At 39.7% G+C, this 21,045-nt stretch carries 14 protein-coding genes; 5 read left to right on the top strand and 9 right to left on the bottom strand.

Annotated features, from left to right (window positions below; genetic code table 11):
* The first annotated feature begins 665 nt into the window (after window positions 1–665).
* The 3 genes from H6G74_RS25590 to hppD all read left to right on the top strand — a co-directional run bounded on the left by H6G74_RS25590 (window position 666) and on the right by hppD (window position 4,037).
* Window positions 666–1,469, top strand: a complete 804-nt coding sequence (locus tag H6G74_RS25590) for a phosphate ABC transporter ATP-binding protein (protein ID WP_190970324.1) — start codon at window positions 666–668, stop codon at window positions 1,467–1,469.
* A 216-nt stretch (window positions 1,470–1,685) separates the two neighbouring features.
* Window positions 1,686–2,756, top strand: a complete 1,071-nt coding sequence (locus tag H6G74_RS25595; RefSeq protein WP_190970325.1) for an NYN domain-containing protein — start codon at window positions 1,686–1,688, stop codon at window positions 2,754–2,756.
* Window positions 2,757–3,008: 252 nt separating this feature from the next.
* Entirely contained in the window at window positions 3,009–4,037 is a 1,029-nt protein-coding gene (gene hppD, locus H6G74_RS25600; protein ID WP_190970326.1) for a 4-hydroxyphenylpyruvate dioxygenase, read from the top strand.
* Window positions 4,038–4,346: 309 nt separating this feature from the next.
* Here hppD and H6G74_RS25605 read toward each other — a convergent pair whose 3' ends face one another.
* Window positions 4,347–4,667, bottom strand: a complete 321-nt coding sequence (locus H6G74_RS25605) for a DMT family transporter (protein ID WP_190970327.1) — start codon at window positions 4,665–4,667, stop codon at window positions 4,347–4,349.
* Between the two features lie 348 nt (window positions 4,668–5,015).
* On the opposite strand from H6G74_RS25605, the gene H6G74_RS25610 reads away from it, so the two are divergent.
* Window positions 5,016–5,465, top strand: coding sequence for an Hsp20/alpha crystallin family protein (locus tag H6G74_RS25610; protein WP_190970328.1), 450 nt, complete (start codon window positions 5,016–5,018; stop codon window positions 5,463–5,465).
* 194 nt (window positions 5,466–5,659) lie between these two features.
* Here the strand turns inward: H6G74_RS25610 and H6G74_RS25615 are convergent, their stop codons facing one another.
* The 3 genes from H6G74_RS25615 to H6G74_RS25625 all read right to left on the bottom strand — a co-directional run bounded on the left by H6G74_RS25615 (window position 5,660) and on the right by H6G74_RS25625 (window position 8,521).
* The gene (locus tag H6G74_RS25615; protein ID WP_190970329.1) at window positions 5,660–6,013 is read right to left on the bottom strand and encodes a hypothetical protein; all 354 of its coding nucleotides are present in this window, start codon (window positions 6,011–6,013) and stop codon (window positions 5,660–5,662) included.
* 230 nt (window positions 6,014–6,243) lie between these two features.
* Window positions 6,244–7,140, bottom strand: a complete 897-nt coding sequence (locus H6G74_RS25620; RefSeq protein WP_190970330.1) for a DUF1338 domain-containing protein — start codon at window positions 7,138–7,140, stop codon at window positions 6,244–6,246.
* Between the two features lie 76 nt (window positions 7,141–7,216).
* Complete coding sequence (locus H6G74_RS25625; RefSeq protein WP_190970331.1) at window positions 7,217–8,521, bottom strand: acetyl ornithine aminotransferase family protein; 1,305 nt, start codon at window positions 8,519–8,521, stop codon at window positions 7,217–7,219.
* A 377-nt stretch (window positions 8,522–8,898) separates the two neighbouring features.
* Between H6G74_RS25625 and H6G74_RS25630 the strand changes: the two genes are divergently transcribed.
* Complete coding sequence (locus tag H6G74_RS25630; protein ID WP_190970332.1) at window positions 8,899–10,161, top strand: hypothetical protein; 1,263 nt, start codon at window positions 8,899–8,901, stop codon at window positions 10,159–10,161.
* A 258-nt stretch (window positions 10,162–10,419) separates the two neighbouring features.
* Here the strand turns inward: H6G74_RS25630 and H6G74_RS25635 are convergent, their stop codons facing one another.
* The 5 genes from H6G74_RS25635 to H6G74_RS25655 form a co-directional block, all read right to left on the bottom strand.
* Window positions 10,420–11,934 carry a thioester reductase domain-containing protein gene (locus H6G74_RS25635; protein ID WP_190970333.1) on the bottom strand — a complete coding sequence of 505 codons (1,515 nt, stop codon included), beginning with the start codon at window positions 11,932–11,934 and terminating at the stop codon, window positions 10,420–10,422.
* 216 nt (window positions 11,935–12,150) lie between these two features.
* Window positions 12,151–13,800: a PfaD family polyunsaturated fatty acid/polyketide biosynthesis protein gene (locus H6G74_RS25640; RefSeq protein ID WP_190970352.1), complete on the bottom strand. Its 1,650-nt coding sequence runs from the start codon at window positions 13,798–13,800 to the stop codon at window positions 12,151–12,153.
* A gap of 327 nt (window positions 13,801–14,127) precedes the next feature.
* Window positions 14,128–17,424 (bottom strand): PfaB family protein, encoded by a 3,297-nt coding sequence (locus H6G74_RS25645; protein ID WP_190970334.1) that lies wholly within the window; start codon window positions 17,422–17,424, stop codon window positions 14,128–14,130.
* Between the two features lie 152 nt (window positions 17,425–17,576).
* Window positions 17,577–18,956: a beta-ketoacyl [acyl carrier protein] synthase domain-containing protein gene (locus H6G74_RS25650; protein WP_190970335.1), complete on the bottom strand. Its 1,380-nt coding sequence runs from the start codon at window positions 18,954–18,956 to the stop codon at window positions 17,577–17,579.
* Between the two features lie 259 nt (window positions 18,957–19,215).
* Window positions 19,216–20,946, bottom strand: a complete 1,731-nt coding sequence (locus H6G74_RS25655) for an SDR family NAD(P)-dependent oxidoreductase (RefSeq protein WP_190970336.1) — start codon at window positions 20,944–20,946, stop codon at window positions 19,216–19,218.
* Between the last annotated feature and the right edge of the window lie 99 nt (window positions 20,947–21,045).

A 21,045-nucleotide genomic window follows, 5' to 3' on the forward strand; every position in this document is an offset into this window, starting at 1 on the left:
TCAACAGGGTCGAACCGTCTACCATATTCATTGGGAGACCTCAAGCTTTGGTGTCGTTACCTTTATCTTGTGGTTTCCCCTTCTTTTTTGCTACCCCATCTCACATAAGGCGTTTTATCTAAAACAGTAATGCCAGCAATAATTGAAAGTTAATCAGGTGTAAAAAATTAACTATGCAGTTAGTAACAACACTAACTACAAGTATGTATTATTTATATTTCAAGTTTAACATTGTAGCGATCGCTTAATATCTACTTTTAAGCTAAACACTTAATTTACCTGATTCATCAAAAAATTATCAGTTACCATCAGAAATTTATTCAAATTTTAAAAAATAGTTTGCATTTTTAAAGAAGAGTTTACTTAAACAGTCCCAAATCTTGTTAATTGCAGGCCATATCTTAAAATTAATCCCAAAAATGGGGCATTTCATTAACAAAAAACCAGAAAAAATCGGGATTTCATGGTAACATATTTTACAGTAAACTTTGATGGCAGTAGTAACTTTTTACCCTAAATTTATACAGGTATCGAATATCAGTATACTTGCTGTATAGCTTAAACAAAGAAAATCAACTTCTAATTTGATAACCAGTGTAGTATATAAAGCCACGGATTTTCATGATTGCGTTTAGTCAACATCAATACACTTACAATTTTCTGGTATGAATAAGCTAATTCCAGCAATCAAAGTTAAAAATCTTAGTCTTTACTACAACACCCAAAAAATCCTGGAAGGAGTATCAATGGATATTTACCAGGATAAAGTCACAGCAATTATTGGCCCTAGTGGTTGTGGTAAGTCTACTTTTATTAAATGCCTCAATCGGATGAATGAATTAGAAGCTGAAGTTCATGTTGAAGGAAAAGTAGAATTTTACAATCAAAATATTTATGAACGTCGCGTCAATTTAAATCGCCTACGTCGTCAAGTTAGTATGGTGTTGCCTAAGCCAAATTTATTTCCTATGAGCGTTTATGATAACGTTGCCTATGGGGTGAAAATACTGGGATGGCGGCCGAAAGTTGAATTAGATCAAATTGTCGAATCTGCCATCAAAGATGCTGATCTGTGGGATGAAGTCAAAAATAAACTGCATAAATCTGCTTTAGAACTTTCTGGTGGACAACAACAGCGACTTTGTATCGCCCGTGCTTTAGCAGTCAAACCAAAAGTCATTCTGATGGATGAACCTTGTTTTGGACTTGATCCTGTAGCAACGACAAAAGTGGAAGGATTAATTCAGAGTTTGCGTTTGCGATCGGAATTAACAATGGTGATTATTAGCCATAACTTACAACAAGTCACACGCATATCTGATTTCACAGCTTTTTTCTCCACCAATGAACATCGCATTGGGCAAATGGTAGAATTTGGACTCACAAAAAAGATTTTCTCTAACGCCCTTGATGTTCGCACGCGGGAATATGTGTTAACCCGTCTTGGTGGTAAATATGAAAATAGATAAAAAGTATGAAGTATGAAATCAGGCTGAGGAAAGAGTATTTTATATGTAATGTTTTTGTCAAAATCTAATATAAGTTTTATATTTATTTTTGATCAAAATTGCTAATTTTCAGGAGTTTTACGGTTATCAGATAGTTTACTACACAGATATAACATGGGTAATTTCTTGGCTTGGATAATCATTTAATCATCTAAGCTAAATTACCTGTGGTAGTTTATGAGCTATGCTAACACAACTGAGTTGAATGGCTCAGGTAGTATCACCCAAGTGCAGCCTACTGAAGCAGAAGAAACAATTGTCTGTTATTCTTTTGCTCATCCAACAGAGACGGCAGTTTTATTATTAGATGCTGAAAACTTACAAATCAATTCTGAAACTGAAAAGTTTTTAACAAAAGTTTGTACTTGTCCAATTCAAATTAAAATTGCCTTTGCTAATTGGTGTAGCATGGGTAAACTTGATGTCGAGTTGCATGGACGTGGTTACGATTTAATTCATGTACCCGTAGGTAAAGATAATGCTGATGGAAAAATGATTGCCTTTGGTTCATCTATTTACGAAAGACATCCAAAGGCGAGAGAAGTTTTGGTTTGTTCTTCTGATAAAGTGATGACTAATTTATGTAATCATCTCCGGCAACATGGGTTAATAGTATATCAAGTTAGTCAACAAGGCGAAGATATTATAGTATTAAATAGTGCCACAGGCCAACAGGTGAGAAAAAATACTAATGTACCAGAAATCCCCGCGATCGCCCAATTTATTCAACAAATTAAAGAGTTAATTAAAACAGAACAAACCCGCACCCATAGTCCTTGGGTTAAGTTAGTTACTATTTCACAAAATTATAAAAACAAATATAAAATAAGTATTACTCAGGTAGCTGAAAAACACTTTCCTGGTAAGAAGTCTAGTGCAATATTTGAGGAATATCCAGCCGAATTTGTGCTGCATCAAGTTGAGCTAAATGCGCCGATATATATCACATTATTTGAAATTGCGGCTGATAAAACTGATATTACTGAACATCAAAAGATAAATATTAAAAGTAAAGCAGATTTAGAACAAGCATTAAAAAAGATTATTCATAAATTAACTAATAACTCGCCTGGCAGTTACATTGACATTGGCCCTTTAGGGAGTGAATTTAAGCAGCAATATGGTAAAGCAATTACAGAACAAATTAAAAGCTTGCAATTAAGTGGCAATTTCATTAAATTTCTGCAATCATGTAGCTCTTATCAACTCAAGCAAACAGGAAAAAGTTGGCAAATAGCAGTTAAATAACCTTGTATAATATCCTTATTTGATTTCTAAATTATCGGTTGAGACAGGGAGTGGGGAGTAGTAAAGAGTAGTTTTTGGGTGTACAGATTGTTTTGAGAAATCAAATTAAAGTCTTATTATGCCAGTTCTTGATTATTTAGGTGTAATTATGTAAGATGCTTACATAATTACTGCTTAGGAAGGACTTGATAATCTAGCAAAAAAGGCAAAATTTACACATAGATAAGCTCTCAAGCTAGATTTTCAGGATTTATGGAAATTGCTCACGTTCATTTCTATGTAGAAGATGCTGCGGCTTGGCGGGATTGGTTCGTCTACTATCTGGGATTTGCCGCAGTTAATGTTGGAATAAGTTCAGAACACACTCGTACCGAAATGGTGCAGAGTGGTGCTATTTGCTTTTTGCTATCTTCACCATTATTGCCGACAAGTCCGGTAGCAGAGTTTTTGCGCCTCCATCCTCCTGGGGTAGCGGATATTGCTTTTACTGTACCAGATGTAGAAGTTGCGATCGCTCAAGCAGTAGCCCAAGGTGCGACAATCTTAGAACCCATCCAAGAATATCCCGGCTATAGATGCGGTAAAATTGCGGCTTGGGGTGGGATGACTCATACTTTGATGGAAAAATCAATAAGCGTGAATTGGGAAGCACGCGATCGCCCCATGTTTAGCGCCATTGATCATATAGTTTTAAATGTACCAGTTGGTGAATTAGAATCTGCTGTGGCTTGGTACAAAAACGTTTTAGATTTGCAAGCACAACAAGCATTTAAAATTAAAACTGATCGCTCTGGATTATACAGTCAAGTGCTAGTTTCTCGGAATGGCAGTGTACAATTACCAATTAATGAACCAACTTCTCGTAATTCGCAAATTCAAGAATTTTTGGATGTAAATCGCGGCGCAGGTATTCAACATATTGCTTTGCGAACATCAAACTTAATTAGTGCGATCGCCCAATTACGTAGCCGTGGTTTATCTTTATTGTCGGTTCCCCAGACTTATTACTCCCAATTAAAAAAGCGGACAGAATTTCCCTTATCACCCTTAGAATTAGAAGCGATCGCCCAACAAGAAATTTTAGTAGATTGGCAAGCTAATACCCAAAACGCATTATTACTACAAATTTTTACTCAACCTATTTTTGGACAGCCAACATTTTTCTTTGAGTTTATTGAACGACGTTTTCAAGCACAAGGTTTTGGCGAAGGTAATTTTCGCGCTTTATTTGAAGCCATTGAAAGCGAACAAATAAAACGTGGAACTTTGCACTTTGAATAAATTAGTTTTGCTGATGACTGCCAATTTGGCTACATATACCTGAGCATCACTGCTAAATTATGAGTGGGAAATAACTTGCGGGCTTGATGAGCCAAGTTTTACTACACTATCTATACATGCTAAAGCATTAACAACGGACGGATTTAGGTTGGTTGCTTATTTTGCTGACTCTTTTGAGAGATTGCTACTGTTTTTTTGTAGCGATCAGCCTCAAACTTCTTTATCTCGAAAAGGACAAACATAACAGGAAGTCCTTGTTGATTACTCCTATCCTCACCTCATTCATTCTGTAATGGATGAGGGCTTTTTTTATTTAGCAGAATTTACCCCCATCACACCAATAATAATTAAAGCTATTGATATAAATTTAACAAGAGACATCGATTCTCGAAACCAAATTACACCAATAGTAGCGATTACAGTTGTTCCTAAACCAGACCAAACAGAATAAGCAATGCTGACTTCAATTTTTTTGAGAGCTAAAGTCAAAAAGCTAAAACATATTCCATAACAAACAAAAATTAATACTGAGGGAATAGTTCTTGTAAATCCCTCAGATAATTTCATAGAAGTTGTCCCAGCGACTTCAAATAATATTGCTGTAATGAGGTAAATCCAACTGTTTATCATATATTTATTGGTTTATTACATGAGGATGATGAAAATATGATTTTGACAATCAAACAGAATGAGTAAGAATTATATATTTTATAAAAAATAAAATTCTGCTATGTTGATAACATTTCTCTTCATCTGATTAAAATTACCAAAATTATACAAATAATTATAATTTATATTCAGTTTACCACACCTATATTATGGGGTTTACCGTACTACTGCCAACATACGGTAATCATGATTAGATTGGTGATAAAAACCGAATTTACATCCCTATAGTTTGTGAATACTATAAGAACAAAGCAAATGATTTAAACCTAAATCAACTACACAAATCGAGCAATTAAATGAGGTGGAAATATGAAACTCGTTCATTGGAATCCTTGGCAAGAAATTAACACTATCCAAAGACAAATCAACCGTTTATTTGAAGAAGAAATGCTACCATCTACTTTACTTGATCGAACCTTGGCAAAAGTTCCTGCTGCTGAATTACAAGAAACCGAAGAAGCGATTCATCTCAAACTAGAACTGCCAGGAATTGAAGCCAAAGACCTAGATGTGCAAGTGACTGAAAAAGCTGTCTATGTTAGCGGTGAACGTAAGTCTGAAACGAAAACAGAAGGTAAAGGTATTACCAAGAGTGAATTTCACTATGGTAAATTCCAACGCTTGATTCCTCTACCAACTCGCATTCAAAATACCAATGTTACTGCTGATTATAAAGATGGTATTTTGAATTTGACATTGCCTAAAGCTGAAGACGAAAAGAAAAAAGTCGTCAAGCTAAATCTAGAATCTATTGGCTAAAAATTAGAGACGTTGCATTGCAACGTCTCTACAGAGATAAAAACTTTGTAGAACAATATCCCCGATAATCAAGAATGGGAAGCTTGGTTATTTAGTGATCATATTCCTGGTGATAAGTAAATCAGCAAATAGCGATCGCATCGCTAAAGTCTTGGTTGATAACAGATAAAATGAAAGCGATCGCTGATGAAAGTTTAATAAACCAAAGGTCTAGCACCACTCATTTGACGCAAAGAATTGATGCAGGCTGGACAGTCACAACCAAACAAAGTAACTGCCATTTCGCTTTCTTGGTCGCTGAACTCTAACATCGGTACATTATCGTTAGAAAATTCTACTTCAGCCTGTTCAGTTGGGATTTGTGCTAACACAGACGCTCTAGCACATACTAAGCCAACCTTATGCTTATTGCGGATACAAGATAAACGGTCTTCAGTATTTTTGACTACTGGTTCTGCTGCTTGTGCTTGATTAAACATCGCTGTCATAGACAGGAGAGAACTAATCAGCATCGGGGTAGAAAGTAAACTCAGTATAATTTTATTCATGGGCTGACTCAAAAATTCCTGGCGGCTTAGAATACTTTGATTAAATCTTACGTTTACCATGAATGTCTATCAGGAGCTTATGTTTCTTAGGTAAGAAAACGAGAAATTACAGCACCTAGCCCCGACGAATGGAATTCGCACGCCAGATGCTACTCTGCGCGGCTTCCCGCAGGGTAGTCCGCCTATCGCGCTTGCGCTGCGCTTGGCGCACCACGCGGATTAATTTTAAATTAGGCTATTTTTCTGGTCATTTCAAACAAATGTTGAGCGTTTCTGCCCAAAAAAGCCTGAAAAAGTGCTGGTTTTCCCTGTTCCGATTCTACTATGTAACGCTGGGCAAGTTCATAATAAGCGTAAGTCCAAGGAATTTGGATTTCTGCTTGACTGCTGTCATCTAAGACTGTCACCATTTCTGAGACGGCGTGAGTTGCAGTTTGGCGCAAACCACAAGTTACATCACCTTCAATTTCGGTTTTCATCGGGACACCTAATTTCACCAAAGCCTCAGCAGTAGTGTCTATGTCAGGATATGTAGGGGTATTTTGGCGGTTAATATATCCTGTAAAGTGGTTGACGGCGTAACCATGCAACAATACCCAAGCACCATATTGAGTGATTTTATTCACCTCCTCCACAACGGAACGCCGGGGAACTTGCCAAGGACGAGTAAAGATTTGCTTTAATTGTTGTTCATCTGAGAAAATCGGTGTCCAGGAAGAAAGCATTGCGTCAGGAATTTTTGAGACTGTTTGATAAATGAGTCGGGCAATATTTTCTGGTAATTCATCGACAATTAATTCACTAATAAATAGTTTGGGTAAGTCAAATTCTGCTGCTTGTAGATGTTGATAGTGACGTGCGTAAAGATGGGTAGCGGTAAATGTATATTCACCCGCAACTTCGTAACCTAATGCTTCGGCTATTTGTGCTAAGTGGTTGATTCCTAAGTTAATCTTTCCTTGGGGACTATCGACTAGCAATCGCAAAGACCGAAAAGCAATATGGTCATTGGCAACGCTTCCACCCGCATTTATAATCATTTTTTCGTAAATTTGAGCATAATTGACTCTGGCTTTATATTCTTGCCAAAGTGCTTCCCAGAGAGAAGATGCGAGTTCGGGTTTCATAATGTCTCACGCAGAGGCGCAAAGGCGCAGAGAGGTTAGGGGTTAGAGACTAGAGGCTAGGGTTTAGGGAGATTTTTTACTCAGCACTTTTGAGAATATCTGAGAGAATTTCGAGGGCGGTTTGTATTTGGTGGCTGTCAATAATTAAGGGTGGACAAAAACGAATGGCGGCTTTACCACAACCAAGTAATAATAAACCGCGTAAAAATGCTTCTTGGATGATGCGATCGCGTAGTTTACTATCATAATTACCAGCTTCGTCAACTAAATCCACCGCTACCATCAAACCTTTGCCTCTGGGTAAGGACATTTTGGGAAATATTTGATGCAACTGAGTTAAGCCAGCTTGTAACAGTTCTCCCATTTGGTTAGCGTTGGTCATCAAGCCGCTTTCTAACAGTCGCAATGTTGCCAAAGCCGCCGCACAAGCTACAGGGTTGCCGCCGAATGTGGTAGCGTGGGAACCAGGCGGCCAGGTCATTAATTCTGGGCGGGCGAGAATTGCGCCCAGGGGTAAACCACTAGCGAGGCCTTTAGCGGTGGTGATAATATCAGGCATTACACCCCAATGTTCAATAGCAAACAAGCGGCCTGTACGCCCCATACCTGATTGCACTTCATCTACTACCATTAATATGCCGTAGCGATCGCAGATATCTCTAATTCTTTGCAAAAATCCATCTTCTGGGACAATATAGCCGCCTTCTCCTTGAATTGGCTCAACGAAAATTGCTGCAACTTCCTGGGGCGGTAGCATTGTCGGAAATAATTGTTTTTCTAAATAATCTAAACTAGCGTGCGTACCGTAAGGAATGTGAGTTACCCCCGGAACTAACGCCCCAAAGTTAGCCCGTTGCACTGTTTTAGAACCAGTCAGCGACATTGCGCCGTAGGTACGTCCGTGGAATGCACCCAAAAAGGCAACAATGAGCGATCGCTTGGTGTAATATCGAGCTAGTTTAATTGCGCCTTCGTTGGACTCTGCCCCGGAGTTAGTAAAAAATACCTTTGCACCTTCGGGAAAAGGGGCGCGAAAGGCTAATTTTTCTGCCAATTCCACCATTGGTTCATAATAAAAATCCGTCCCTGACATGTGTAGCAAACAAGCCGACTGTTCTTGAATAGCTTGCACAACTTCTGGGTGGGCGTGTCCTGTCGCAGTCACAGCAATACCAGCCGTCATATCTAAAAATACATTGCCGTCCACGTCTTCTACCATACAGCCTTGACCGCGAGCCACCACTAAGGGATAGTCGCGGGTATAAGATGGGGAAGTTACGGCGCGATCGCGTTCTACAATTGCTTTAGCGCGAGTCCCTGGTAAAGCTGTCACCAAACGCGGCACACTAGGTAAAGGTTGATTAATGGAGATACTTAACATTTTTTAGATTTTTTTTAGATTATTGATGATTAAACTGTCATGTAAGATTTTTGACAGTATCATTTGCTGCTATTTGTACAAATGTTACGTATTGACAGAACAACGGTAATATGGGTTATTTTCTTCTGGATAAATACCGTAAATTTTTCATGAATCATCCGCACAACTTAGCACCAGAGTTTCATGGCTCTTCTCTTACTGAGTATCTATTATTAGCTGATGATGGGAAGTACTGAATTTTGTGAGCTTGATTCTAGCAAGATGAACTTAGTTATAATGCCACTATTGTAATCACGGTTTCTGGATTGTCAAATTAATATCACCCAGATATTAAGCAAGTGTAATTATTATTGATTAATAGCAATTTTTTCGAGCCTATGAGTAACTTTTTGCGTCACACACTCAACCTGTCTTTAGGTATTACATCCTTATTAACTGCTACCTTTGCTCATAGCTATTTTCCTACTCAGTTAAAAAACATACAACTCCCATCATCAGAAAATCGTCAAGATAATTCTGCCTCATCTCAACTGCAAATTTCCTGGGCTGCGATGCCAACTCTGAGTCTAAATACAGTTCATAAATATGCGGCTGGGGTATCTGTAGGCTATCCCGTGATTGATGAATGGAAGAATTATAAATTTAGTATTAATGGTAATCAAATTTTATCTACAACTAAATTACCAACTAGCAAAGTTAATTTTAACCAAACAGATTTATTAAGTACCCTTGTCAATACCCGAAAATATTTCAAAGACCATGCTACAGATGACCCAGATATTCAACGGAAGGGTGTATTAGGAACTCAAGGAGTCAGTGTCGAAGATGTTCTCAAAACACTAGATTTTATGATTGTTGTCTTAAAAGAAGACATAGCGAGTAGTCGCCCAACACGTCTGCAAGACCCAAATTTTATTAATAAGAATTTTCGGGTGATTAGGTGGAATGCTTATAACAAGCAAAATACTCGTCAAAAACAGCTACGCATCACTAAATATGCAGTATTTACCCATACAGGTTCGCGGACTAAAACAGCTAAATTCAATACAGCAATTTATAGTTTAAAAGATAACGCAATTACAGATAAATTCTATACACGCTACACCAAACAAGATGTTTTATCCGGCATTTATGAACCCGGTGGTAAAGAATTTGGCAAAGTTCAACCATTAGCTTATCTCACCCGTGACGGCTTAGAAGAAGCTTTGTTACAAGGTACTATCTTGATTAAATTTACCGATGGTTCCCAAGCGTTTTTTAATGTCGATAGAAATAATGGGATGTCTTACGTGCGGGGCTTAAAAGGAACAGCCCAAAAGCGTTATTGGTATTTTAAAAAAGTCGATGCTATTAAAGGTTATGGTCACAAAATAGATGCCAAAATTTCGATTAAACCAGGAGTGACTTTTGCTGGCGATGTCCTTAATGTTGGTTTAGGTAAAGTAGTAGTTATAGAACATAACCAAGGTGGACGTAAAAATCTAAGAATGGGAGTAATTGCTGATACAGGTGGAGCCTTTTTACCCAATCTTTACCAACTCGATTTTTTAGCAGGTATTTTTCAAAATCGCCAAGAATTTAACCAGTATATTCAGCAATTACCTGAGTATGCTACAGCCTATTTTTTAGTTAAGAAATAAGAATTTGCAGTAGTAGCTCGTCTAGTCTAAAAAATTTATTTTATCCGCGTTTATCTGCGGTTAATTTTTTCCGATATAAACCCGGATTTCTCACAAAGTTTGAAGAGTCAAAAACTACCAAAAGGGTTATTGCCAAGGTTGAATAGAGTAATCAAAGAATAGATACTCATTTAAATAATTTTTTCGTTTTATCTCGACAGCGAAAACCCAGTTACTGTCAGTAACTGGGTTTTTCCAATCTATTGCAATTGTAAATTATTACAAAGCAATACTCAAGAAACCGCTTTCGATTAAATAAGCTGTGTAAGTCATAAACAACTTAGAATCAATTGGCGGACAGGAAATAGAACTACCTGCTAAGGCTTTCACAGTTGCTTCACAGCTAATTTTTGGTCTTCTAGCTTGCAAATACAAATCAGGAATTGTGAGTTGTTCTTCAGACCAACGTTCTAGTAAGAATGGACGCAGTGTATATAAAGGATTATCTGGTGAAGCAGCATTTTTGATTAACTCTGCTTGCCATTCATCGTAGGGTAGCATTTGCACTGGATAACCAAAAGAACTAACCCAATCAACTAATACTTTTAAAGAAACAGGGTTGGGATGTTGTAAGTGGAAAGCTTTACCTATCGATTCTTTTTGCATTGACAGATAGACGATCGCTTTACTTACATAGTCTACAGGAGACATATCCAACATATACTCTACGTCGGGGAAGTAACCCATTTGTAGACAACCCTTGACCATTAAGTTGATGAAGTCGTGGGTGTTACCAATACCTGTGTTGCTATCACCGGCGATTAATGGTGGTCTGTGGATTGTAACAGGTAAACCGCGATCGCTGGCAATTTTCACCAACTTTTCAGCTACCCATTTTGTTTGAGAGTAACCAAGGAAAATACCTTCCCAGTGGCTAAAGTCATCATCTTCTTTCACCACCTTACCCGCGTAATAAGGTGATTCAAATACAGCCACGCTGGAAACGTAATGTACAGGCTTGACTTTGATTTGACAAGCCAATCTCAAAATCTCTTGAGTACCTAAAACGTTAGCGGTTTTCAGTGCTGAGTAGGGATAAACGTAGTTCAACAAAGCACCACTGTGATAGATTGTGTCAATGTTGGTAGCTAACGCTTGGAATAGTTCTGCGCCAAGCCCTAACATTGGTTGTGATAAATCACCAATGACGGGAATAATGCGAGGATCTAACTCATCCTGACCAATTCCATACTGTTCTAAGTTCTTTTGCAGCTTGTTTTTACCGTCTTGGAGGCTGCTTGCGCGTACCAAGCAATACAATTCTGCATCGGTTTGTTCTAAGAGTTCTCGGATGATGAACGCGCCTAAAAAGCCAGTAGAACCTGTCAAGAAGATTTTCTTGGGTTTGTCGATAGGTGTGTAAACAGCACCACCAGGATGAATAGTTGGGTCGAGGACTACTTCTGCTTGTAAATCGAGAGTGGGGATATCAGCGATCGCATTCCCACTTGTTTGTTTTACAATCCCTGTATCTTGCACATCCGATTGTTCTACTAACTCCTCAGCTAAACGCTCTGATAAAGATGCAATATTGGGATAATGCCACAACAACAAAGGAGATGGTTGAAAACCCAGCAATTCCTCTAACTTACTTACCAGAGTCATCGCTTGTGCTGAGTCTAAACCGTAGTTTTCTAAATTTTCGTGGATATCAATTTCGTCAGTTTCTACACCTACTAACTCAGCCAGGTGAGACACCATCCACGCTTGAATATCTGCTGCACTATAAGACATTGTTACCTCTTGCAATTATTGACAGAACAAGGCAAAAGTAAAAAGTTAAAAGGCAAAAGAAAGAAACAGAAAAATGGTCACAAGCCCCTAAATGTCTCTATGAAAAGAAATAAAAACATTTATTTAGAGATGCGTCGCACGGGAAATAATATGTCCTTATTAAATCCCCTAAATTTCTTTATGGGCATTGTTTTTTTATTTTTTACTTTTTACTTTTTACTTCTTAAAAACTTCGGGACGATACTGAGTGTAGTAATCGGGTATTTGCAAACCTTGAATTTTTAAATTTTGGATGCGATATAAAAACGCTGCGCCCTTCATAATCTGGTCAGCAATATCTACAACGCGACGGTTTTGTGGTTCAGCTAAATAAGAACCGCGCACCCAGTCATTAAAACCACCCATCGCCGGGCCGCACCAAATTTGATAATCAACTTCTCGACCTTTTTCACCAGCAGTAGACCAACGAGAAGATAAGCCTAAATACCAACGGAAGATCAAAGCCATCTTCAACTTAGGATTATTCACAGCTTTACCCAATTTTTCAGGATTTTTCTGTGATAAATAAGCAGCCGTCCCTTCCCAAGCTTCAGCAATAGTTTTCCGAAAAACTTGTTTTTCTAACTTTTCTCTTTCTGCCGCCGGAATTTCTTCAATTGAGTTATAAGTGCGGTACAATTCATACAATTTTTGCGCTCGCATCGGGAACATCGTACCCCGTTTCAGCACTTGTACTTTCACACCCATTTCAAACATATCGCCTGCGGGAGCCATAGTCACATCAGCCATTTCCGCTTGCGCTAATAGTTTTTTAGTATGCTCACAAGCACCCGATTCAATACAAGCTTGATTAATTGAACCAGTAACTACATAAGCAGCACCCATCATAAAAGCTGCTAAGGCTGATTCTGGGGTAGCAATTCCCCCGGCTGCGCCAACTCTAATTGGTTGAGAATAATGATATTTTGTTTGAATTTCGTCCCTTAAAGCAATTAGTGAAGGGAGCAAACAAATCAAGGGACGGTTATCAGTATGACCACCAGAATCAGCCTCCACAGTTATATCATCAGCTATTGGCACTTTTTCTGCCAATCTTGCTTGTAATTCAGTAATTAATCCTTGTTCAACTAATTCTTTTACAAGCTTGGCTGGTGCTGGCTGCATAAATTTACTCGCAACTTCGCGGCGAGAAATCTTAGCGATGACCTTATTTTTAATTTCAATTTGATTAGCAGCATTTAAGCTTAACCCAGCCAACCGATAATAAACAATGTTGGGTGTTAAATCTAAAAATGCTGAAGCTTCTACAATTCTGACACCATATTTTAAATATAAATCCACAGCCCGACGTTCAATCGCCATATCATTAGGGCTATGAATTAAATTAAAAGCGTAAGGAGCATTTGGTAAAGCTTGTTGAATTTGTTGAATTGCTGCTTCTATTCTTTCAGGAGGTAAACCACCTGCACCAAATGAACCTAAAATTTTCTCTTTTCCTAACGCAATCACCATTTCTTCGGAAGCAATACCACCAGCCATTGCGCCAGTCATATAGGCATATTTCACGCCATAACAAGCGAGAAAACTAGGGTCGCCCAACTGTTGTAGAGAAATAGGAGGAATTGAAGATATTAGTTCTATTTGGGAAGTTGTGGCATTATCAGCAGGATATAAATATCCTTCATTAGTGACACCAACTTTACCTGCAATTTTAACAACGTAGCAAGGTTTATCTAATAGCAGTAATTTATTTTTGATAGCTTGCTGTTCAAAAGATATTGTTTCTAAATTACCTTTCCAAACAAGATTGTGATTGTAGGTGTAGGCGGGGAATTTTAAGCCATTATCTTGGGTGCTGAGTGGCATATCGAAGGTAGTCACAGTAGTTATCCCTCGGATTGTTAATTGCGAATTTTATTGTTGTGGTTAAGTGAATTATTTTTTTTAAACGAACCACAAAGGGCGCAAAGTACACGAAGGTAAGAAAGTCAATTGTACAAATGAGTGGTAATTAACCTCTCTTATCTTTTCTTCTCTTTTCTTTTCTTCGCGCCCTTCGTGTCCTTTGTGGTTCGTTAAAAAACTTTTTTTCATTACTCAATTAGAATTGCTATAGTGTCGCTTTTTAAGAAAGGTCTAAGAATAAAGTGTTAAATCTTTATCCTTAAACCATGAGGTAACGTGCATTCAAGCTTATTCCTTGAGCAAATCTTCCGCGCAAACTAATTGCAATTGAATGATTTCACGCATCTGCTGACTAAAATCTTGTCGTGCTTGTAAAAAAGCTGTATGTGCTTGAGTTATCCGAGCATTATTAGCATTCAGCTTTTGACAGTGAGAGGTATTTAACTCCAGCATTCTGATTAGGGTATCTAAATCTTGATTGATAGCAGATGCTTGTGTATGTGTGGCGATTAACTCAGAAGATTCTACTTTTTCTTCTGCGGCAAAACCGTGTTCAATGATATTTTTCATTGAAACTTCTGTATTTTGAGTCAAAATATCATTGCCTAAGATTTTATGAGTATCTTGCAACGATTTGATGATATCAATTTCATCAGGCAATGGTATATTTGAATGCAGATTTTCAGTTTGAATCCCTTTAGCTTTCCCTGGCAAATCTTGGAAAAGTTTGCGGTTTTCTTCAGTCAAAATACTGGCGGTTATTGATTCACCACCGACTATCACAGTGCGTAGTGTAGCTTTATTTTGTTTAGGTGCAGGTGTGAGATTATAGAGTGGTGATAAATCTACAGCTACGCGATGGCTGAGAAGTTTTGCTAGTGCTTTGACAATAGTAGTGTGGTCATCCATACCCCGACGATTGAGGGATACGGTGATGTGGTCTTTATCTTCGAGAATTTTATCAATCCAGCGTGAACAAACACCACCCGCACCCGCTTCGATGAAGATTCTCGCGCCGTCGTCATGGAGGCGGTTGACGAGGCGGGGGAAGTCTAATTGTTGGCAAAGTCCGGTGGCGATGCTACGAGCGATCGCACCACTTTCCAGTACAATAGGCTGATATTCAGCCGCAGAATAGAAAGTTACACCTGCTAGATTCTGCGATGGTAGAGTATTTAATTTAACCAACTCCCCATACTCCGATCGCATCGTTTCACAGTGGATAACGTGATCGAAGGGAGCCACAAAAGAATTACAACCCAAGGCAGCAATGACTCGCTTACAAGCAGCAGGTTCACCGGCAATTAACACTTCCTCCGGTGTATTAATTTGTGTGAGATAAACTTGCGGCTCGTTCTTGATAGCTTCCTGTACTTGTTCAGGACTCGCCATCAAAACGAAGTTACCCCAAAAGCTCTTGTCTGAATTATCTGTGTTTGGTAAACCCCAAAATTCGCGCACCGCATTTTTTGGGCCAGATAACCTATTTCCAAATAACGCTGAGGAGTTGAAGGAGTTACTACCTTGGAAGAAATCATTCCAAACTCCTTGCGCTACCATCATACTCGTTTCACCCAAGCTATAGCCAAATACATACTTCGGCTTGAGTTGAAAGTCATCACAAATAACTGTGGTGAGCAGTCTGGTGAAGAACATTTCCGCTTCAAACATTGCTAAAGAATCATCTAGCAATTGCTTTTCTAGAGTCTCTAGTTGTCTGAGGGATAACTTACTCAAACTTCTGGGAAAAACTCGTAGTTCTACATCCGCTACCCGCTTGTGCAGACTCTTCACCATATAGTCGTTGAAGATTCTGGGGAACAGGCGGAAGAGATTTCGACCCATACCGACATAAGAGTTCACCGCCGCCGGATAAACATAAGCAACTTCACCATGCTTTCCTAGAGGTTTGGGTGTGAAATAACTACCTATAGGTGTTTGCCAGTCTGAACCTTTTTCAAACGCTGTTTTGACACCCTTACGCGCTGATTCAATTTCTTTGAGGAGTTCTTTTTTGTTCCGTCCGTTAATAGCAATGGCGTATTGCGCTTGGGGGTTGGCTTTGTATGCAGCAAAGGCTTGACTTGCACACTCTGATAAAGAAGAACTAGCTTCAATGCTCTTTTGCAAACTATCTAGAGCCGCAAAAATACTCTCCCTGTCGTTAGCTACTATTGGGAACAGATGATATGGCATTTGCTCCAGATATCGGCTAGGGCGTTCTTCTTGGGTGGGGTCTTCTGAAAGAATCACATGGGCAAAAGTACCATCACAACCCAAACCGTTAATTGCAGCTATCCGACGGTCAGAGTCTTTACCCAAGAACCAAGGACGAGATTCTGTAGCGACATAAAAAGGACTGTTTTCCCATTGTTGTGGTGCTTTCACACCAGACCAGTTAGGAGTACCAGGAATGTAGCGGTAGTAAAGACACAATGCTGTTTTGATTAAGCTGGCAATTCCCGAAGCTACTTGAGTGTGTCCAATATTGGCTTTGACGCTACCAATAGCACTGTGCAAACCATGACCTACTGATGGGTATGCTTGCAATAAACCTGTGATTTCGGTTTCGTCTTCTTGGAGAATACCACTGGCGCAAACCTCCACATATTTCACCTGAGAAGGTTGTACACCCGCACTATGAAAGGCTTCGTTAGCTGAATTAACGAGGGATTGTCCGATACTAACAGCATCAATGGTGGCATAAATGCGATCGCCATTTTCCTGCGCCACATCGTAACGTTTGAGAACAACGACACCAGCACCTTCACCCACTGTCCAACCGTTGGCTTTTTGGTCATAACTCAAAGTATTGACACCAGTGTTAATCTTGGCTGTTTGATTGCGTAACAACACATTCTCCACACCACCAGCCAAATCAACAGCACCGACAATGGCTGCGTCTGCTTCGCCAGTTATCAGTAGCATTTGTGCGACTTCCAAAGCTTTGAAAGCCGAAGTTTCTACGGCGGTGAGGGTGAAAGCAGGCCCGGTAAAGTTCCACAGCGAGGAAATGCGACTCGCCATAATGTTGGCGATATAGCTTAAATACTCACCAATCTCTACTTGTTGGTGAACACTATCTTTAACGATGGTTTCTAATTGAGTAATCTTTTCTGGTGGTAAGGTAATTTCCGCCGCGTTCAAACCATCTTTGACTTGCCAAGACAAATCCCATCTTTGCTGTAGCTGGTGTACAGATAACTCTGTTTCAGCTGCAATAATTACTGCGACATTACCGCCTTCGGGTAGGTTTGCATCTTTGATGGCGCGTTCTGCAACCTTCAACAGCAATAACTGTTGAGGGTTCATTTTTTCAACTTCGTTGGGGGGGATTTTATAGGCTAATGTATCAATTTCAAAGTCTTTGATATATGCTCCGGCTGGGGGTTTACCTTCAGATAAGCCGTAGTCTTGGAGTAAATCTTTTTCTGTGTCGATACCATACCATCTTTTTTCGGGTAGAGGTATGAAATGTTGTTTACCGTCATAAATACTGCGTTCAAAAGTATCTAAGTTATTGCATTCGCCAAAGAAGGCATCCATGCCAATAATTGCAATTTTGTTTTGATTATCTTGTGTCATTACTGAGTACCTAGACAGATATTTTTTTGTCTCGCGCAAAGGCGCAAAGGCGCAAAGGTAAGAAGGAATAACGAACCACAGAGGCGCAGAGAACACAGAGTTAGAGAGAAAATAAGTAATTTTGTAAACTCATCTAGGAATCTCTAAAACTTTTATTTCTTTGTGTCCTTTGCGTCCTTCGCGGTTTTTTCCAAAATGATGTGAGAGTTAGTTCCACCAAACCCAAAGGCGCTTAAAGCTACACGTTTAGTCGAATTATTATTAGGCCAAGGTGTTGTTGTTTTGACTATGTTTTTAGGAGAAATAACAGTATTTTCTGCACCGATGGGTTCATCAATATTAATAGTCGGTGGAATCACACCATGATTCAGGCTGTAAATTGCTTTGGTTAAGCCCACCATCCCAGCACCTACTAACAAATGTCCGACATTTGATTTAGCAGAACCAACTAATGGTGATGCTTGATGTTCACCAAAAAAGCTTTCTACAGAATTACATTCGGTGGTATCGCCTAAGAGTGTGCCTGTAGCGTGACACTCTAGATAATCAATGTCTTTGGGGCTGAGTTGGGCTTCTTGATAAGCTCGTTCGTAAGCTAATATTTGTCCTTTAGCGTTGGGGCTGAGTAGGTGTTTGCCTCTACCATCGTTGGAGAGTCCGTTACCGCAAACAGTAGCGAGGATGTTATCACCATCTCTGACAGCATCACGGTAGCGTTTGAGAACTACCATACCGATGCCTTCTGAGGTAACTAAGCCGCGTGATGCTTTATCTAGGGGGCGGCTAATTCCATTTTCTGGATATCCTTGAATACCAGAAAAGAGCATTCGTAAGAATAGAGGATCAGAACAACTAATTGCCCCAGCCAGCATTAAATCGGCTTTGCCTGTTTGTAAGTAGTGCGATGCTAGTTTGATGGAGTAAAAGGCTGAGGAACAAGCGGCATCTATACAGAAATGAGTGCCTGATAGTGAGAGAGATTGAGCGATGAGGGCGGCTGGTAAACCAGAGATCATCGCGTTGTAGGGCGATGGTTTGCTGGTTGGGGGGATGGCTGCTAGATGAAAATCTTGGTCTTGGAGAAGTTGAGCGATCGCACCATCAATTGTGCGGCGATAAATGGGGGATAATAGTTGATTGGAAAGTTTTGTTGGTAGGGAGAGAGTTCCTAAAATTACGCCGCATTTGGCGAGGGCTTGTTGATTACCTAAATAGCCACTATGTTGCACAGCTTGTTTAGCTGCGTAGAGTGACCATTTAAAGGTGTTATCTAAGCTATTTACTAAGGTTGGTGGTAAATTATATTCGCTGGGATCGAATTTAAAGTTGCGAATAAATCCACCTTGGAGGAAGTAAATTTTTTCCGGTTTGCCTTTAGCAGAGTCGTAAAATATTGTGGGATCTACACCAATTTCGGCGAGTGTAACTTCTGAGGTTGAGTTTTTTTGGTTGGTGATATTCTGCCAAAATTGTTCGGGATTGTTCGCGTCGGGGAAAAGGCAGGATATACCGATGATGGCTATTTTTTCCACTGTTGTTGTCCTTGTTGGGGTGGGCTTTAGGATTTACGTTGTTCCCCGGAGTGGAAATTAAGAGTTTATTTCACGCAGAGGCGCAGAGGCGCGGAGAGTTATGAGTGGGGATGTCTGTTTTCCCAGAGTATTTTTTTTAACGAACCACAAAGGGCGCAAAGAGCGCAAAGAAGAGGAGACTAAAGAGAGATAGAGATGAGTATACTATTGCTATTTTAAACGCAGAGTGAAGGGAACTTTCATCTGCGTTTATCTGCTGTTATTTATTCATCATTCTCATAGGCCAAATGACTGCTTTGGCTCCGAGGATACGGGAGTAGAGTTTGCCTTCAAGGTCGTGGATATAGTAGTCGGAGGTTACGCCTGTGGCTGTTTTTGCTTTAACTTCGCAAGAAACGTAGAAGATTTCATCGCAAGGTAAAGCGCGGAATTGTTCGGAGTGGGTTAGTTGTCCTGGTAAGCAAATTTCTTGATGGAAATGGTTGAGCCAAATCCATAGGGGTTGTGTACTTAAATCGTTGCAGTAAGGGTTGTGCCAGTTGATAGGAAATTGCCCCTGTTTTTGAGCAGAAATTGAAGCCCAATAGCATTCGGCGGTGATTTTTTCGGGGGTAATGTTGATGACTCTGGTTATTTTTTGAAATGCTGGGCCGTGGAATAATGAGGAACTATCTTTTTGATAAAAGTCTGTACTAGTAGCGGTGATGATGTTATCTTCGGTGAGGTTTACTGATTCGTAAATGGGTGCTTCTGGCATTTTCCGCACGATTTTGATTTGGGCGCGGAAATGATAATGAGTTTTGCCTTCGGGTGTTTTACTTAAGATTGTGGTTTGTAATTCGACAAATTCTGATTCTTTTTTGGTGAGTTCTTGAACTTCAAGAATGTGTTCACTGACGTTGGAGTTAGCGAAGGTAATTCCTTTGAGAACTTTGAATTCTTTACAACTTAAATAGCGATAACCTGGATGTAATTCTTCGCAAGCGTTAATCATCCAAGACATGGCGCAGGTTGCTGGCAATACTGGAGAACCAGCGATGACATGATCATATAAGAAAGGATTTGCTTCTAATACAATGCGGCGACGAATGCGGTAGCTTTTTAATTCTGCATCTAAAGGTGCGGGTGGGCGAATTGTGGGGCTACCGATAACTACTTGGGTGGAGTCATGGTGTGCGGGATGCAGTTCATTAACTAACATTTGTGCGCCGATGTCTACGGGGATAATATCAATTCCGCGTTCGGCGAAGGCTTTTTTGAGTTCTGGTGTCACCATACCGCTATCCCAGCCGCCCCAGTTGATTGCAACTACGTGACAGTTGGGATGGTTTTGTTTGAATAGATGCGCTGATTTGTTGAGAATTTCGTTAGCGATCGCATAATCAGATTGCCCAATATTCCCGTAAAATCCAGTTACGGAGGAGAACAATACTAACTGTTCTAGTTGATTGGGGTTAACGCAATTCAGTAGATTTTCTAAGCCTTGAACTTTAGCTGTATAAACTTTTTCAAAGTCTTGGTCGGTTTTCTTTTCGATTAATTTATCAGCTAAGTTACCAGCACCGTGAATAATGCCAGTAATTGCGCCAGTGCGTGCAACTGTGGCTGCTAGTTTTTGTTGTAGTTCAGCAACATTTGTAACATCAGCACTCAGATATTCAACTTTCGCGCCTGTGGCTTGAAGTTCTGCTATTGTCTGTTTAATCTCTCGGCTAGAAGCAATTTTGTTATATATTTTCTGCACACTCATGGGTGTGGGTTTTTCTCCTTGCGCGAGAAGATTTTCCATGATGCGTTTTTTTAATGCAGCTTCTTCAAAACAATCTTTGGCGAAGTCTGGTTCGTTTTCTAAAATTTCGGAACGACCAAGAAGGATAAATGTACAAGGTTGTTGTTGTGCGAGTTTTTTAACGCAGAGGGAGGTGATTCCTTTCGCACCACCACTGACGAGAAATACTGATGAGGAACGAACCTGAGTTGCTGTGGTCATATTTATTTATTGAAGATTTAGAATTTAAACGAACCGCCAAGGCGCAAAGGACGCGGAGAAGAAGAGTTTGACTTTGCGCCTTCGCGCCTTTGCGTGAGG

Source organism: Nostoc spongiaeforme FACHB-130, assembly GCF_014698475.1.
In the GTDB taxonomy this organism is placed as follows: Bacteria; Cyanobacteriota; Cyanobacteriia; order Cyanobacteriales; family Nostocaceae; genus Nostoc_B; species Nostoc_B spongiaeforme.

Excerpts from the sequence above, each read along its gene's own strand:
- H6G74_RS25595 (WP_190970325.1), top strand. The coding sequence starts at position 1,686 with ATGAGCTATGCTAACACAACTGAGTTGAATGGCTCAGGTAGTATCACC.
- H6G74_RS25620 (WP_190970330.1), bottom strand. The coding sequence starts at position 7,140 with ATGAAACCCGAACTCGCATCTTCTCTCTGGGAAGCACTTTGGCAAGAA.
- H6G74_RS25615 (WP_190970329.1), bottom strand. The coding sequence starts at position 6,013 with ATGAATAAAATTATACTGAGTTTACTTTCTACCCCGATGCTGATTAGT.
- H6G74_RS25645 (WP_190970334.1), bottom strand. The coding sequence starts at position 17,424 with ATGACACAAGATAATCAAAACAAAATTGCAATTATTGGCATGGATGCC.
- H6G74_RS25605 (WP_190970327.1), bottom strand. The coding sequence starts at position 4,667 with ATGATAAACAGTTGGATTTACCTCATTACAGCAATATTATTTGAAGTC.
- H6G74_RS25590 (WP_190970324.1), top strand. The coding sequence starts at position 666 with ATGAATAAGCTAATTCCAGCAATCAAAGTTAAAAATCTTAGTCTTTAC.
- H6G74_RS25640 (WP_190970352.1), bottom strand. The coding sequence starts at position 13,800 with ATGCCACTCAGCACCCAAGATAATGGCTTAAAATTCCCCGCCTACACC.
- H6G74_RS25635 (WP_190970333.1), bottom strand. The coding sequence starts at position 11,934 with ATGTCTTATAGTGCAGCAGATATTCAAGCGTGGATGGTGTCTCACCTG.
- hppD (WP_190970326.1), top strand. The coding sequence starts at position 3,009 with ATGGAAATTGCTCACGTTCATTTCTATGTAGAAGATGCTGCGGCTTGG.
- H6G74_RS25625 (WP_190970331.1), bottom strand. The coding sequence starts at position 8,521 with ATGTTAAGTATCTCCATTAATCAACCTTTACCTAGTGTGCCGCGTTTG.
- H6G74_RS25655 (WP_190970336.1), bottom strand. The coding sequence starts at position 20,946 with ATGACCACAGCAACTCAGGTTCGTTCCTCATCAGTATTTCTCGTCAGT.
- H6G74_RS25610 (WP_190970328.1), top strand. The coding sequence starts at position 5,016 with ATGAAACTCGTTCATTGGAATCCTTGGCAAGAAATTAACACTATCCAA.
- H6G74_RS25630 (WP_190970332.1), top strand. The coding sequence starts at position 8,899 with ATGAGTAACTTTTTGCGTCACACACTCAACCTGTCTTTAGGTATTACA.